The 15,114-nt window shown below is 63.8% G+C and carries 18 protein-coding genes; 11 read left to right on the top strand and 7 right to left on the bottom strand.

From position 1 onward, the window contains the following. Positions 1–82: 82 nt before the first annotated feature. The 4 genes from purB to V1479_RS12275 form a co-directional block, all read right to left on the bottom strand. Positions 83–1,390 (bottom strand): adenylosuccinate lyase, encoded by a 1,308-nt coding sequence (gene purB, locus V1479_RS12290; protein ID WP_368803137.1) that lies wholly within the window; start codon positions 1,388–1,390, stop codon positions 83–85. 77 nt (positions 1,391–1,467) lie between these two features. Next, entirely contained in the window at positions 1,468–2,193 is a 726-nt protein-coding gene (locus V1479_RS12285) for a DUF2259 domain-containing protein (protein ID WP_368803136.1), read from the bottom strand. Positions 2,194–2,254: 61 nt separating this feature from the next. Further along, complete coding sequence (locus V1479_RS12280; protein WP_368803135.1) at positions 2,255–3,268, bottom strand: P1 family peptidase; 1,014 nt, start codon at positions 3,266–3,268, stop codon at positions 2,255–2,257. A gap of 4 nt (positions 3,269–3,272) precedes the next feature. Next, entirely contained in the window at positions 3,273–4,337 is a 1,065-nt protein-coding gene (locus V1479_RS12275; RefSeq protein ID WP_368803134.1) for a branched-chain amino acid ABC transporter substrate-binding protein, read from the bottom strand. A gap of 161 nt (positions 4,338–4,498) precedes the next feature. On the opposite strand from V1479_RS12275, the gene V1479_RS12270 reads away from it, so the two are divergent. Genes V1479_RS12270 through V1479_RS12235 form a run of 8 tightly spaced genes read left to right on the top strand, consistent with a single transcriptional unit; the run spans position 4,499 to position 11,272 of the window. Beyond that, on the top strand, positions 4,499–4,996 hold the full coding sequence (locus tag V1479_RS12270; protein WP_368803133.1) for a flavin reductase: 498 nt from the start codon (positions 4,499–4,501) through the stop codon (positions 4,994–4,996). A 16-nt stretch (positions 4,997–5,012) separates the two neighbouring features. Beyond that, on the top strand, positions 5,013–5,942 hold the full coding sequence (locus tag V1479_RS12265) for an AAA family ATPase (RefSeq protein WP_368803132.1): 930 nt from the start codon (positions 5,013–5,015) through the stop codon (positions 5,940–5,942). Positions 5,943–5,948: 6 nt separating this feature from the next. Then, positions 5,949–7,184 (top strand): vWA domain-containing protein, encoded by a 1,236-nt coding sequence (locus tag V1479_RS12260; protein WP_368803131.1) that lies wholly within the window; start codon positions 5,949–5,951, stop codon positions 7,182–7,184. A gap of 36 nt (positions 7,185–7,220) precedes the next feature. Continuing rightward, positions 7,221–7,559 (top strand): XdhC family protein, encoded by a 339-nt coding sequence (locus V1479_RS12255; RefSeq protein ID WP_368803130.1) that lies wholly within the window; start codon positions 7,221–7,223, stop codon positions 7,557–7,559. 3 nt (positions 7,560–7,562) lie between these two features. Further along, positions 7,563–8,273 (top strand): XdhC family protein, encoded by a 711-nt coding sequence (locus V1479_RS12250; RefSeq protein WP_368803129.1) that lies wholly within the window; start codon positions 7,563–7,565, stop codon positions 8,271–8,273. After that, entirely contained in the window at positions 8,270–9,877 is a 1,608-nt protein-coding gene (locus tag V1479_RS12245; protein ID WP_368803128.1) for an NTP transferase domain-containing protein, read from the top strand. Before V1479_RS12250 ends, V1479_RS12245 begins: the two co-directional genes overlap by 4 nt. Positions 9,878–9,919: 42 nt before the next feature. After that, the gene (locus V1479_RS12240) at positions 9,920–10,816 is read left to right on the top strand and encodes an alpha/beta hydrolase (RefSeq protein WP_368803127.1); all 897 of its coding nucleotides are present in this window, start codon (positions 9,920–9,922) and stop codon (positions 10,814–10,816) included. A 33-nt stretch (positions 10,817–10,849) separates the two neighbouring features. Further along, complete coding sequence (locus tag V1479_RS12235; protein ID WP_368803126.1) at positions 10,850–11,272, top strand: DUF1330 domain-containing protein; 423 nt, start codon at positions 10,850–10,852, stop codon at positions 11,270–11,272. Positions 11,273–11,279: 7 nt separating this feature from the next. Here V1479_RS12235 and V1479_RS12230 read toward each other — a convergent pair whose 3' ends face one another. Together V1479_RS12230 and V1479_RS26205 are read right to left on the bottom strand one after the other, a co-directional pair. Continuing rightward, the gene (locus V1479_RS12230; RefSeq protein ID WP_368803125.1) at positions 11,280–12,314 is read right to left on the bottom strand and encodes a DUF1176 domain-containing protein; all 1,035 of its coding nucleotides are present in this window, start codon (positions 12,312–12,314) and stop codon (positions 11,280–11,282) included. Positions 12,315–12,377: 63 nt separating this feature from the next. Further along, positions 12,378–12,551 carry a DUF1127 domain-containing protein gene (locus V1479_RS26205; protein ID WP_497831760.1) on the bottom strand — a complete coding sequence of 58 codons (174 nt, stop codon included), beginning with the start codon at positions 12,549–12,551 and terminating at the stop codon, positions 12,378–12,380. A 210-nt stretch (positions 12,552–12,761) separates the two neighbouring features. Here V1479_RS26205 and V1479_RS12225 point away from each other — a divergent pair, with 210 nt between their 5' ends. Beyond that, positions 12,762–13,238 (top strand): hypothetical protein, encoded by a 477-nt coding sequence (locus V1479_RS12225; protein WP_368803124.1) that lies wholly within the window; start codon positions 12,762–12,764, stop codon positions 13,236–13,238. Positions 13,239–13,297: 59 nt separating this feature from the next. On the opposite strand, the gene gloA is transcribed toward V1479_RS12225, so the two are convergent. Further along, entirely contained in the window at positions 13,298–13,738 is a 441-nt protein-coding gene (gene gloA / locus V1479_RS12220) for a lactoylglutathione lyase (RefSeq protein ID WP_368803123.1), read from the bottom strand. A gap of 221 nt (positions 13,739–13,959) precedes the next feature. Between gloA and V1479_RS12215 the strand changes: the two genes are divergently transcribed. Continuing rightward, a complete protein-coding gene (locus tag V1479_RS12215; RefSeq protein WP_173191604.1) occupies positions 13,960–14,553 on the top strand; it encodes a cold-shock protein in 594 nt (197 codons plus the stop codon). Between the two features lie 38 nt (positions 14,554–14,591). After that, positions 14,592–15,098: a DUF192 domain-containing protein gene (locus V1479_RS12210; protein WP_368803122.1), complete on the top strand. Its 507-nt coding sequence runs from the start codon at positions 14,592–14,594 to the stop codon at positions 15,096–15,098. Positions 15,099–15,114: the final 16 nt, after the last annotated feature.

Raw genomic sequence — 15,114 nt, 5'->3', positions numbered from 1 at the left:
CCGGGGTTGATGCACAACATCCCTCATCCTGAGGTGCGAGCGGAGCGAGCCTCGGAGGACGCACCGCCCGGCGGTGCAACCCTCAGCTTTCGCCGAAAACGCGCTTGAAAATCGTGTCGACGTGCTTGGTGTGGTAGCCGAGGTCGAATTTCTCACGAAGGACGTCTTCCGGCAGTGCGGCGCGAACGTCGGCGTCGGCCAGCAACTCCTCGAGGAAGTCCGCCCCGTGCTCCCACACCTTCATCGCGTTGCGCTGGACGAGACGGTAGGAATCCTCGCGTGAAACGCCAGCCTGCGTAAGCGCCAGCAGCACCCGCTGGGAGTGGATCAGCCCGCGGAACTTGTTCATGTTTTTCAGCATGTTGTCCGGGTAGACAAGGAGCTTCTCGACCACGCCTGTCAGCCGCGCCAGCGCGAAATCGAGGGTGATCGTGGCATCCGGCCCGATCATGCGCTCAACCGACGAATGCGAGATGTCGCGCTCGTGCCAGAGCGCTACGTTTTCCATCGCAGGCAGCGCCATGCCGCGCACCAGACGGGCGAGGCCGGTCAAGTTCTCTGTCAGGACCGGATTGCGCTTGTGCGGCATGGCCGACGAGCCCTTCTGACCGGGTGAGAAATATTCCTCGGCTTCAAGCACTTCCGTCCGCTGCAGATGGCGGATTTCGGTTGCCAGCCGCTCGACCGACGAGGCGATGACGCCGAGCGTGGCGAAGAACATCGCGTGGCGATCGCGGGGGATGACCTGCGTCGACACCGGCTCGGGCGTCAGACCGAGCTTTTCGGCGACATGTTCCTCGACGCGCGGATCGATGTTGGCGAAGGTGCCGACCGCACCGGAAATGGCGCAGGTGGCGATTTCGGCGCGGGCATGCACGAGGCGCTCGCGGCACCGCTCGAACTCCGCGTAGGCCTGCGCCAGCTTGACGCCGAAGGTCGTCGGCTCGGCATGGATGCCGTGGCTGCGGCCGATGGTAACGGTGTCCTTGTGCTCGAAAGCGCGCTTCTTGAGCGCCGCCAGCAGCGCGTCGAGATCGGCCAGCAGCAGGTCGGTCGCGCGCGAAAGCTGCACCGAGAGGCAGGTGTCGAGCACGTCGGACGATGTCATGCCCTGATGGATGAAACGCGAATCCGGACCGACAAATTCGGCAAGGTGGGTGAGGAAGGCGATGACGTCATGCTTGGTCTCCCGCTCGATCTCGTCGATGCGCTCGACGTCGAATTTCGCCGCGCCGCCTTTTTCCCAGATCGTCCTGGCTGCTTCCTTCGGGATGACACCGAGTTCGGCCAGCGCGTCGCAGGCGTAGGCCTCGATCTCGAACCAGATCCTGAACTTGGTTTCCTGCGACCAGATGGAAACCATTTCGGGTCGCGAATAGCGCGGGATCATGAGGCTCGTCCTGACTGCGTGGGAAGGATGCGCGCTCCCTAACAGAGCCGCGCGGATTCCTCAACGCGGCAGTTCGCTCAGAGTTTGCCCGGCACCGCTATCCAGCGGTGATCCGGTCCCTCGAAGCCGACGGAGCGGACCGCGATCAGCGCTGCGAAGACCGGATCGCCGCCTTCGGGGAAGAATGTCTGGACCGCTCCGATGCGATAGCCGAGCGGGCAGTTGCGGCTGGAAGGAATGGATGTGTCCTCATGCAAGAGCGATGCGGCTTCGCCAGGCGCGACGCCGACCCGGATCAGGCGGTAGCCCATCACGGTGCCGAAGGATTCGCAGAGTTCAGGACCTTCAAGCGCGAATTCCTCGAGACGCAGCTCGAGCGGCGTATCGATTACCGGGAAGACAGCGCGTGGATTGACCGCCATACGGTGAGGATCGCCGGACAGTTCCGTGACCGGGCTGGCACCCGCGGTGAGGCCACGATTGGCCTTGAGCTCGGCCTGCGATGCGATCGCCTCGCCCTGCGAACGCGCCTTTGCGCGCGCGTCGTCTAGGGACGCGGTTTCGTCATCGATGCGCACGCGGATCGGCGTGCCGGGCAGGAAGCTGTCCGTTGCCGTGTCGATGTAGAACCGGTTGGCATAAGGGAAGCCCGAGCCGTCCTGGATACCGAACTCCTCGAACGCGAAGACGCCGCCATTTGCGGTGAAGCCGAGAATGTTGAGTTCGGCCGTGTCCCCGGCGCGCGCTGATACGGCGCAGAACTGAGTGGCGGTAAAGATGGCAATGGCTGCGAACAGTCTCATCGGGGCGCTCCGTCGGCTTTCAGGATGAGGATGGCCCGCAAACGTGCAAACGGCAAGCCATTCAGCCGCGGCGCGAGCTCCAGACGGGAAAGAGATCGTTTTCGGCGGGGGTGGCGGCGTGAACACCGCGCGCGATCGCGCGTGCCATCGTTGAGCCTGCCACCGCTGAAAGCTCCATTGCGCCGAGTTCATCCAGCTCGATGCCGCTGGCGCCGGTCGAAAGCGCGAAGACGAGATCGCCGTCGGCTGGCGTATGGGCAGGCCAGATGGCGCGCGCGAAACCGTCGTGGGCGGCGACCGCGAGCCTTTTAGCTGCCGCCTTGGTGAGGACCGCATCGGTGGCGATGACCGCAATCGTGGTGTTGCCGCCCGGTTGCGGTTCCGCGTCGAACTTCCAGCGTATGTCGGCTGCGTCTGGCGGCAGCGGCGAGGGCAGGCCCAGTCCGCCGAACTCGTCGCCGATCTCGAAAGGTGCCGCCCAAAAATGCGCCGAATGGCCGACTGTGACGGACCCAACGGGATTGGCCGCGACCAGAGCGCCGACCGTGATCCCGTTAGTGAGAATGGTCGAGGCCGAGCCGAGCCCGCCCTTGAGGCCGGAGGACAGTGCGCCGCAGCCGGCGCCCGTGCTGCCGAGCTCAAAATCGACGGATGCGTTGCGTGCCGCTACGTAGCCGAGGTCGCGATAAGGCGGGTAGCGGCCCCACTCCTTGTCGCCGCCATTGATCAGGTCGAACAGGATGGCCGCCGGCACGATGGGGACCCGCTGGCCGCGCACCTCGACGCCCACTCCGTCCTCGCGCAGTGCGGCCTGCACACCTGAGGCCGCGTCCAGCCCGAAGGCCGAGCCGCCTGAAAGGACCAGCGCATGGATTTCCTTCAGCGAATTATGGGGCTCCAGCGCATCGGTTTCGCGCGTGCCCGGCGCGCCGCCCAGAACCTGAACGGCCGCGACGGCAGGGCGGTCGGGAACGACGACGGTTACACCGGTCTTGAGGCGCCAGTCCGCCGCATTGCCGACGCGCAAGCCGGCGACATCGGTGATGAGGTTCTTCGGTCCGGTCCGGAAAGGCATACGATCACTCTACGGGAAGAAAGCGCTCGCCGTCGTAACGGAGGAGCTGGAACAGGTTCTCCGACAGATCGCCCTTGTCGTCGAAGGAAAGCGTGCCGATGAGGGTATCGAAACCGCCTGCAGACAGGACATCCGCGATTGGCCTGCTCTCGGCGTCGGCAGTGGCTAGAGCCTGTATGGCGATCTCAACGGAGACGTAGGAGGGAACCACGTAACCTTCAGGTACGATGCCTGCCTCCGTAAAACGCTCAACAGCTTCCTCGTCCAGCATCTCCGCCCATTCCGGCATGCCGATCATCAACGTTCCAGGCGCCAGCGGAATCTCGCCGGCAGCGCGCAACGCGTCTCCGCCGGCAATCGTCGGTTCGTAGTCGAGGCCTGCCGCATCGCGCTCGATGATGGCGACGTCGTCGCTCTCACCACCGACGAAGATATGAGTGGCACCTGCCCGGCGCAGCCGCCCCACCAATCCGACCTGGTTGTCCGATTGGGGACGGTACGTATCGACGAATACAGGTTTGAGGCCCGCCAGTTCCACGGCGAGCCGAAGCGACTCGGCCAACTCACGCCCGTAGATCGTTCCATCGTCGACGATGGCGAAGAGTTCGTCGCGCCAGCGCGAAACGAGAATGTCCGCGACGGCGGCGAGTTCGGCATCGGCGCGTGGTGCCGCGCGCCACACGAGCCAGCCCTCGCGGGTGCGGCGATCGGTAATCCCGCTGTTACGCACGCCCGACGTTACGACGGGAATGCCGGCGTCGCGCAGCAGCGGTAATGCCGATTCCAGCGCTTCCGAGCAAAGAAAGCCGACGGCGATCTGGACTTCGGCCTCTATGAAGGCGCGGGCAGCGCGCTCTCCGCCGGGTGCATCGCAGGCGTCGTCTTCAACGATCAGTTGTTGGCCACCCAGGCGCGCTGCGATCTGCGCGCCGTCGCGCATCTGCTGACCCAGCAGCGCCAGCGGTCCCTCGAGAGGCGCGGCAAGCCCGATGCGCGCGGCCGCCGCATGACCGATGCCGGCCAACGTTACGACGCAAGCCAGTAGCAGTGATGGGAGGGAGTGACGCATGAAGCTTTGCCGACGCCGTCAATTCGTGGAAAGTGCGTCAACTTGGTAAAGGCTGGCGGGTGAGGGCGCAACAGGCTAGAGCGGGGCAGGGGTCGGTGCGGCGCTTGGTTGCATGCTCGCCGGAACCTATATGCGGTCGGGATGAAAATGCGGGAAACGCGGTGCTGAAGAAGAATGCTGTTGAGCCACGGCTTTATCGCGAGGCGATGAGCCGTTTTGCGGGTGCGGTCCACGTGGTGACGACCGACGGCCCTTATGGGCGGCGCGGCGTGACGGTGATCGCCGCATGTTCCGTCTCGGACGATCCGCCGACGATCCTGGTCTGCCTCAATCGCGTCAAGACGGACAATGACTGCTTTGCACAGAACGGCGTTTTCGCGCTGAACACGCTGGCGACGGAGCAACGCGCGCTCGCCGACGCGTTCTCCGGCCTTACCGGCCTGTCGCAGGAAGAGCGCTTTGCGCTAGCCCGATGGGAAACCGAAGCCTCGGGCGCGCCCGTCCTGCCCGGCGCGCTTGCCACGTTCGATTGCCAGCTCGTCGAGGCGAAGGATTTCGCCACGCATCGCGTGCTGTTCGGCAAGGTGACAGGTGTGCGGATCGGCGGTAGCCTTGATCCGCTGATTTATCACCAACGCGCCTACCGTATTCTCGGATAGGGCATTCGGAGAGACCATGGCCGATACAAAGCCGCGCCCGGTGCCGGGATCGATCGACGAGACGGTCGAGATGCTTGCCGGCGCGGATTATGTCGCCGACCGCGCTCTGGCGACGGTGCTTTTCCTGAGCCTGCGCATGCAGCGGCCGCTGTTTCTCGAAGGCGAGGCGGGTGTCGGCAAGACCGAGATCGCCAAGGTGCTGTCGTCGGCGTTGGGTCGCAGGCTGATCCGCCTGCAGTGCTACGAAGGGCTCGACGTCTCGTCGGCGGTTTATGAATGGAACTACGCCGCGCAGATGATCGAAATCCGCATGGAGGAGGCGACGGGCGAGACGAGCCGCGTGGCGATGGAGCGCAACGTCTTTTCCGAGAAATACCTGATCCGCCGCCCGGTGCTCGACGCGCTGACGGGCGACAAGGGTGCGGCACCCGTCTTCCTGATAGACGAGCTCGACCGCACCGACGAGGCCTTCGAGGCGTTCCTGCTGGAAATCCTGTCCGACTGGCAGGTGACGGTTCCGGAACTGGGCACGATCCGCGCTGCGGAGCCGCCGCTGGTCATCATCACCACAAACCGCACGCGCGAGATTCATGACGCGCTGAAGCGGCGCTGCCTCTACCACTGGGTCGATTACCCGGACGCTGCGCGCGAGCTGGAAATCGTCCATCGCAAGGTGCCGCATGCCAATGCGAGGCTTTCGGCCGAAGTGGTTTCCTTCGTCCAGAAGCTTCGCCAGATCGACCTGTTCAAGGCTCCAGGCGTTGCCGAAACGCTGGACTGGGCCGGCGCGCTGACCGAGCTCGACAAGGTGGCGCTCGATCCGGAAACCGTTTCGGACACGATCGGCGTGCTGCTGAAATATCAGGACGACATCGCGCGCATCGGGCAGGGCGAGGGACGCCGCATCCTCGACGAAGTGAAGGCCGAGCTGGCCGCGGCGGAATAGCCTCCGATGGCCGAGACGACGATACCTGCGACGGCCGACCCACAGGGGCGCATCGCCGACAACATCGTCTATTTTGCCCGCGCCCTGCGCAAAGCGGGCATGCGGGTTGGCCCGGCGGCCGTTAAAGACGCCATCGAGGCGGTGCTTGCAGCGGGCATTGGCGGGCGTGACGATTTTTACTGGACGCTGCATTCCGTGCTGGTGAACCGGCGCGAGGACCACGCGACCTTCGACGAGGCGTTCCGGCTTTTCTGGAAATCGCGTGAGCTGATCGAAAAGATGATTGCGATGTTTTCGCCTGTGGCGCCTGACAGCCGCGAAAGGGAGAAGAGCCGGGCTGCGGAAACGCGGGTTGCCGACGCGATGTTCGAGGGCCATCGCAAGAACCAGCCGATTCAGGAACGCCCCGAGATCGAGATCGACGCGCGTTTCACCGTTTCCGGCAACGAAATCCTGCGACAGAAGGATTTCGCGCAGATGACGGCGCGTGAACTTGCCGAAGCGAAACGCGTGATCGCCGGGCTGAAACTGCCGCATGACCGCGTCGCGACCCGGCGTTTTCGGCCGGACCCGCACGGTTCGCGCCATGATGCGCGTGCCATGATGAAGGCGGCGCTGAGGACCGGCGGCGACCTGATCCCGCAGAAATTCCGCTCGGTGCGCGAGATTCACCCGCCGTTGGTCGTGCTGGCCGATATTTCCGGCTCGATGAGCCAGTATAGCCGCATCTTCCTGCATTTCCTGCATGCGCTGAGCGAAAGCCGCAGCCGGGTTCACACATTCGTCTTCGGCACGCGGCTGACGAACCTGACGCGGCAGTTACGCCGGCGCGATCCCGACGAGGCGCTGGCCGAGTGCGCGGCGTCTGTGAAAGACTGGTCGGGCGGCACGCGCATCGGCGAGACGCTGCGCACATTCAACCATCAATGGTCGCGGCGTGTGCTGGGGCAGGGCGCCATCGTGCTTCTCATAACCGATGGGCTGGAACGCGAGGATACCGTGCTGCTCGAACAGGAGATGGCGCGATTGAAGCGGTCCTGTCGTCGGCTCATATGGCTCAACCCGCTGCTACGTTTCGACGGGTTCGAGGCGCGTGCGCGGGGCGTGCGGGCGATGCTGCCGCATGTCGACGAGTTCCGGCCCGTCCATTCGCTGGAGGCGTTGTCCGATCTCGTGCAGGCGCTTTCGGCCTCCCGCTCGCGCGAAGCAGACCCACGGCAATGGCTGGGTCTTGGCAGGTAGGCGCCTGCGTGACCATATTACGGCTGGAGGCTTCCAATGACCCAGGTTGCGACACCCGACGAAGCACGCGATCCGCTGATGATCGCGGAGGAATGGAAGAACGAAGGCAAGGACGTGGCGATCGCCACGGTCGTCGAGACCTGGGGCTCCGCGCCCCGTCAGGCCGGGAGCCACCTCGTGATCGACGCAGACGGCAATTTCCACGGATCGGTGTCCGGCGGCTGCGTCGAGGGTGCCGTGGTGGCGGAGGCGGTCGACATCATCTCTTCCGGAACGCCGCGCATGCTGGAATTCGGCGTCGCCGATGAGACGGCATGGCAGGTAGGGCTTTCTTGCGGCGGCCGCATCAAGGTTTTCGTCGAGCGTCTGGGCTGAAGCATGGACCCGACCGTTCTGAACACGCTGAACGCCGAGCGCCGCGCCCGTAGGGCCGCAATTCTCGTGACTGATCTCGGAGATGGATCGAGCCGTATAGTGCGCGAGAGCGATACTGTCGCGGGCGGGCTTGGCGAGGCGACGCGGCAGGCCTTTCGCACGGGGCGTTCGCAGGCGATCGAGGTCGATGGGCGCACACTGTTTCTGAATGCACATCTGCCACCACCGCGTATCGTCGTCGTCGGGGCGGTGCATATCAGCCAGGCGCTGGCGCCAATGGCGCGTCTGGCTGGCTTCGATGTTGAAATCATCGATCCGCGCACCGCTTTCGCGACGCCGGAACGGTTCCCGGAAGTCGAGCTGCATGCCGAGTGGCCGCAGGATGTGCTGGGAAGAAAGCCTCTTGATGCGTTCACGGCCTTGGCGGCAGTGACGCATGATCCCAAGATCGACGACTTTCCGCTGCTCTCCGCGCTCGAGGCCGGGTGCTTCTATGTCGGTGCGCTAGGCAGCCGCAAAACCCATGCAAAGCGGATTGAGCGTCTGCTGTCGCAGGGAGCCACGCAGGCCCAGATCGACCGAATACACGCACCCATCGGCCTCGACATCGCTGCGTCGAGCCCGGCAGAGATTGCGGTCGCGGTGCTTGCGCAGATCGTGCAGACCCTGCGCACGCGCGGCACCGAACGTGCCGAGGCTGCGGCTACCGAATGAAGTTCGGGCGGATCAGCCTCGACGACGCGGAAGGCGCGGTACTCGCCCATTCCGTAGCTGTGGAAGGTCGGAGCTGGCGCAAGGCAACCGTGCTGGGCGCCGACGATGTCGCTGCCATGAAGGCGGCGGGGCTGAACGAGGTCATCGCTGCGGTGCTGGAACCCGGCGACCTCGACGAAAATGCCGCTGCAACGCAGATCGCCGACGGCCTTGCCGCACCGGGCATCGAAGTGCGGCGCGCGGCGACCGGCCGCGTCAACCTGCATGCCGAAAAGGCTGGATTGTTCGTTGTCGACCGCGCCGCCGTCGATGCGATCAATACAACCCACCCGGCGATCACGCTTGCCACGCTGCCGGAGTTCGCGCCCGTGAGCGCGGGGCAGATGCTGGCGACGGTGAAGATCATTCCCTTCGCGGTGGCCGGAACGCTGGTCGAACGCGCGGCCGACATCGCAAGATGCGGGGGTGTCATAGGACTGCACGGCTTTGAGCCCCGGTGCGTGGGGCTTGTACAGACCGTATTGTCGTCGGTCAAAACGAGTGTGCTCGAGAAGACGGCACGGCTGACGGCGGAGCGGCTCGCACGCTCCGGCAGCGTCATCGTGCGTGAAACGCGTACGCGGCACGACGACAAAGAGGTGGCGGAGGCGATCACGGCTCTCAAAGGCGAGGCAGACATGGTCATCGTCTTCGGGGCATCGGCGGTATCGGACCCTGATGACGTGATCCCGGCAGCGATAAGAGGCGCGGGCGGCTTTGTCAGCCGTGTCGGCATGCCTGTCGATCCGGGCAACCTGCTGGTGCTTGGCGAACTGGATGGGCGGCCGATCGTCGGGGCACCGGGCTGCGCACGCAGCCCCAAGCTCAACGGTTTCGACTGGGTGCTGGACCGCATCATGGCCGGTCTGCCGATCGGAGACCGCGAGATCGCCGGCATGGGTGTCGGCGGCCTTCTGATGGAGATCGAGACGCGGCCTCAGCCGCGCGAACCGCGGCCGTCACGCAAGGCTGTGGTGGATGCGGTGCTGCTGGCGGCGGGACGCGGGCAGCGCATGGGCGGCCCGAACAAGCTGCTGTCACGGATTTCCGGCCAGCCGCTCGTTCGGCATGCGGCTCAAGCGCTTTCAGATTCGGGGGTGCGCAGCGTCGTTGTCGTCACCGGTCATGAGGGAGATCGCGTAAGGGCGGCCCTTGGCAGCTTCGATGTGCGCATGGTCGACAACGCCGGCTACGCCAGCGGTTTGGCGTCCTCGCTCAAGACCGGGATTGCGGCGCTTCCGCAAGACGCCGCGGGTGCGTTGGTCGCGCTTGGCGACATGCCGGAGGTAACTTCGGGCCACATCGACATGCTCTTGCAGGCTTTCGTTCGGGAGCATGGCAATGCGATCATTCGCGCTACCCATGCCGGGAAGCGCGGCAATCCCGTCATCCTGCCACGGTCGCTGTTTGCTGCCGTGGCGACGCTCGAGGGCGACACCGGTGCGCGGCAGATCGTCGAAAGCAGCGAGCTGCCTGTGATTGACGTCGAGATTGGTGCTGCCGCGAGCCTCGACATCGACACGCCGGAGGCGCTGGCGCTGGCAGGTGGCGAACCTGCCGACTGATGCTCTGGCCTGGCGCGTCACTCTTCGCTTAGAGTCGCACTCATGAGTCCATCGCTCCTTTCGGGTATTCTGAAAACGCTCGCGGTCGCGTTTTGCAGCGCGCTCCTTTCCACGTCCATCGCGCAGGCCGAGTTGCTCGCACCTTTCAAGGACGACCTTTTCGCCTATCCGCATGTGCTCAGGCAGGCAGACGACGGCCGCTACATGGCGGTCGACTACCGTTCCAAGCGCGACATCAATCAACGTGACGAGATACCGGAGCGGCGGGTCAGCGGGGGCTATGTCGACCTTTCTGTTCGGCGGGACCAGCAGGATCTAATTGCCACCACAGAGGTCGCGCGCATGCCGCACATGGCCGTCGGGCGGCAGCAGAACGCGCGGTTCATCGTGGTCTATCTGTACGGGCAGGGCGGCAACCGGCGCCAAGGCATGGACGACTTCACTTTCGGTGGCAATTTTAACCGGATCAAGAATCTGGCCGTGCGCAACGGCGGCCTCTACCTCACGACCGACTTCTCGGATTTCGGGGCGACGGGTGCGCGCCAGGTCGCGAGCCTGATCTCGCTTTATGCCGCGCACTCGCCCCAGGCGTCGGTGTTCGTTGCCTGCGGTTCGATGGGCGGGGGTATCTGCTGGCGACTTGCCGACAACGAGCGCGTGGCGCCACGCCTTGGCGGGCTGCTTCTGCTCGGCTCGCACTGGGACGAAGGCTTTCTTTCCAGCCGCGCCTTCAAGCGCAAGGTGCCGGTGTTCTTCGGTCACGGTGGAGACGACAGGGTTTTCCCCGTTGAACAGCAGGAACAATTTTTCCGGTCGATCCTGCAGAAATCACCCGGCTATCCGGCGCGTTTCGTACGCTTCGAGACCGGCAGCCACGGCACGCCTATCCGCATGTCCGACTGGCGCGGCACGCTGAACTGGATGGATGCATCGAGGTGATGATCATTTGACTGCAAGTGGAGGAGTATCCGCATGAGCGAAGGATATGTCGACCCGACGCGGGAAACGTTCGGCGCGTTTCGTCGGCTGGCGGAGGAGGGGCCGATCCACATGCTCAACCTCGTGCGGCTGCGTGACAAGGCTGTGTATCCAGACGGTCGCGCGGCGACGGGGGCGGAAGCCTACGCCGCCTACGGTCGCGAGAGCGGGCCGATCTTCCGCCGTGTTGGCGGCCGTATCGCATGGTCGGGCGATTTCCGGCTGATGCTGATCGGTCCGGCGGAGGAGCGTTGGGACCGCTGCTTCATCGCCCAATACCCGTCCGGCGCGGCATTCGTCGAGATGGTCAAGGACCCCGACTACCAGAAGGCGGTGATCCACCGGCAGGCGGCGGTGCTCGATTCGCGCCTGATCCGGCTCAACCCGCGCGAAACGGGGCAGGGCTTCGGTGAGTGAGCGCTGGCTAAGGAGCCGATTCGTAGTCGACTATGACTTCCGGATTGATCTCGCCGTCATAGGAGCCGTCCACTGCGTAGTGAACGAGCCTGAAGGTTCCTGCCTTGAATTGCCAGGTGCCTGACGCGCCCGCATCGCCCACGCCGCGCCATTTCGAAAATTCCGTGATTGTCAGCGTCGCCGGGTCAAAGGCTGAATTTACGAGGTCGGCAGTCGCGCTGAATCCTTCGAGGGCAATGTGGTCCACCGCGCCTTCCCGGTCGTCGTCCACATAGTGAATGTCGAACGCTGGCTTGGCGAAATGCAACGGTTGGACGCCGTCGTCTTCGGTAAAGAGATAGTAGAGGTGCGATTCGTTATAGGCGCCGCGATAGCAGAGGAAACGGAACAGCCGTGCCGCGCGTTCCGGCTGATCGTCGTCGTCATGTTCGTAGCGGAAGGTCAGCGTGTAGTTGTCCGGTTCCGCGTCTTCCGCGTCGAATGCCGGGGCGATGTCGCATTTTTCGACGGCTGCGGCATCGAATATCGCCTTTGCGCGCTCGGCGACCGGGTCGAGCTGAGGCAGTTCCTCGCCGTCGCCGCATTTACGCGGCAACGCCTCGCCGAGTTCCGCGTCGCTTGGGCGGAGCGTGGCGCTTTCGATGTGCATCGGCTCGAAGGCGTCGCCGGCAACCGACGGGTCCTGCAGGCGCATCGTGTAGCACCCGGAGAACACCCGGGCTGAGCCGTCGCCGGCTTGCGCGCGAATCGCAACCGGAAGCTGATAGTAGAAGCTACCCGCCGTGCCTTCCTCACGCGCCAGTCCGGTGATCAGCTCCACATTCTGTGTGTCCGCATAGCCTGCGGCGTAGGCCTCCAGATCGGCGGCTGGCGGTTGGGCGAAGTAGCTCCACGCGCGGGCATATTCACGCCTGTTGATCGCGTTGTAGAGCGAGCGCATGAGCGCGGCCGGGCTGGAACGGTCGTCGATATAATCCGCATCCTGCGCAAAAGCCGGAAATGCGGTCGCGGCAAGGATGCAGGCAAGAGCTGGGCGAAACATCGTCGGTCTCCGTGGTTGACGGAGAGTAACGCTTCCCCCGCGAGAGGAGAAGAAGGCTCTTGCCTAGGATAGCTGCCTTTTGGCCGCTTCCCTCGCGATCCTCGGGAAATCAGCCGGTTTGATGCCGATATCCGCACGATCCGCCGGGCTCATCGATTCGAGCAGGGCAAGCGTTGCGCGATATCGTTCGGCTTCTGCCGGACGCGGGCGGACGAAGAACTCAGTGAAGAACCCCATGTCAGGCTCCCTTCGGTTTGTCCTCCCGATAGCTGAATATAGATGTCTTCATCGGAATTGTGCAGTGCAGCATGTGCATGGCTGCCATGCGAGCGCTTGTCTGGCGGAAATGCGGGATCGCGAAAATCCGCACGAATTTGAGGGAACCTTTTTAACCGGATGCGCTTAGCGTGAATAACGGTCGCAAACGCCTGGGAACGGGAGACTTCGGTGGGCGCAAATGCGGAACTTGATTTTGGTGCGCTGCTGGATCAGCTGCTCGCTGCTACGGCCGATACCGAGTTCGACGAGCCGGAGGGCGGCGTTGCGCCGTCGCTGCGTGTCGACATGCTGGCCCAGATAGAGCGGCTTCAGGCTGAAAACGTTGCGTTATTTCCGGATCGTGCGATGCGCGAATACGGCGACAATGCTGAACAGTTCCAGACCAAGACGGAAAAGCAGGCGCCGCAAAGCCCTGCCAACCTGCAGCCGGCGCTGGAGGATCTGTTTTTCCTCGACCCTGATTCGATCTCGCGTGAACTCGGGATCGGGCCAAAGAGCAAGCCGGACGAGCTCGATCGTGCCAGACGCAGCTTTGCCCTGCGTTATCACCCGGACCGTATGCCGGAAGAACTTCGCGAGCGTGCCGCCCTGCGCATGCAGATTGCAAACATGCTGATTGACGAGGCCAAGCGCGGGAAGCGCTGAAGCTTCGCGATACGCTGATGGCAGAGGGCCGCCCTGTTGATGCGGCCCCAAGCCTTTTCCTACCAGCTTCCCGTATTTTCCATCGATGCCCAGGGCTCGGTTTTCGGCTTGGCCGGGCCTTTCTGCAGCAGTTCAATCGAGATGCCGTCCGGCGACCTGACGAAAGCCATGTTTCCGTCGCGAGGCGGACGGTTGATCGTGACGCCGTTGTCCATCAGGTGCTGGCAGGTGGCGTAGATGTCGTCGACCTCATAGGCCAGGTGGCCGAAATTGCGTCCGCCCTGATAGTCTTCCGTATCCCAGTTATAGGTGAGTTCGACCAGCGGCGCCTTTTCGGCGATGCCGGTCTGTTCGTCTTCCGGCGCCGCCAGGAAGATGAGCGTGAATCGCCCCTGTTCGTTCTCGATGCGGCGAACCTCTTTGAGGCCCAGCTTGCGGCAATAGAAATCGAGCGAAGCGTCTACGTCCTTCACGCGGACCATGGTGTGCAGATAGCGCATGATTGTTCCTGTGGGTGGGTCGTGTTTGCAGGCATGATATGGAGCAGGCCGCCACCCGGGGCAACCGTCAGCGTGATAGGCGGGGCTTATCGAAGACAAACCACAGTATTGTCAGCCGCGAAATGTTGAAAAATGCTAAGCGGCTCTTGCTAACCCACGATTGCACGGTGTTATCCTGTCGATCAGAATCACTTGGCTGAATTGAAGAAAGGTGTGTCGGGATGGGGGACAAGGCCTCTTCAGAGAGGCGCTACGCGGCCATTGACGAAACCTTGGGTCCGGATAACGGAGATGAGGCAGCGCTCGCTGAAATTTCGGGTGCGATCAAGTGGTTCGATGTCGCCAAGGGTTACGGGTTCATCCTGCCGGACGAGGCGGGGATGGGCGATGTGCTCCTCCATGTGACCTGCCTGCGCAAGGACGGTTTCCAGACTGCGCTTGAGGGCGCGCGCGTGGTTTGCCTCGTTCGCAGGGGCGAACGTGGCCTTCAGGCTTTCAAAGTCCTCTCCATGGACAACACCAATGCGGTGCACCCGGCCGAACAGCCGCTGGAGCGCACGCATGTCAGCGTGACGGCCGAGAGTGGTCTCGAGCGGGCGCTGGTGAAGTGGTTCAATCGCACCAAGGGCTTCGGCTTCCTGACGCGCGGCGAGGGAACCGAGGACATTTTCATCCACATGGAAACCCTGCGGCGCTACGGATTGACCGAGCTGCGTCCCGGCCAGGTGGTGCTGGTGCGCTTCGGTAAGGGGGACAAGGGCCTTATGGCCGCCGAAATTCACCCCGATATGGGAACCCTGCCGGTCGCGCATTGATGCCAATTCCTTCCGGCCGCCGGCAGGCAGGATGGTCCATGTTGCGTTTCGCCCGAATATTTCTGATTTTCATCGCCGCGTCCCTTGCCATGGGGGCGCCGCAGGCGTTGAGCGAGATTCCGGTTGCCGAAGGGCAACCGATGATGCTGCCGACCAGCCCGGACGCTCTTGTGGTGGAGGCTGAAGGCGGCGAGCAAAGCTTCACGATCGAGGTGGCGGACACCGACCTGAAAAGGTCCGCCGGACTGATGTTCCGCACCAGCATGGGCGACATGCATGGCATGCTGTTCGTATTCGAGCAGACGCGCCCCGTGTCTTTCTGGATGAAGAACACGCCGATGCCACTGGATCTCGTGTTCATCGGTGATGACGGGCTGGTTGCGGCGGTGCTGCCCGGCGAACCGTTCTCACTCGCTTCCATTGGTCCCGATGTACCTGTTCGGTTCGTGCTTGAACTGAAACGCGGCACGGCGCAAAAGACCGGCATTTCCGATGGCGTGCGCATACGCCATCCGCTCATCGACCAGGTCGCGGGCGCAGGTTAAGCCGCGCTGCGGAGAT

It is taken from the genome of Neoaquamicrobium sediminum (assembly GCF_040970315.1).
GTDB classification, from domain to species: Bacteria; Pseudomonadota; Alphaproteobacteria; order Rhizobiales; family Rhizobiaceae; genus Aerobium; species Aerobium sediminum.
The sequence above is the reverse complement of the archived record's forward strand: the minus strand, read 5'-3'. Positions and strand labels throughout refer to the sequence as shown.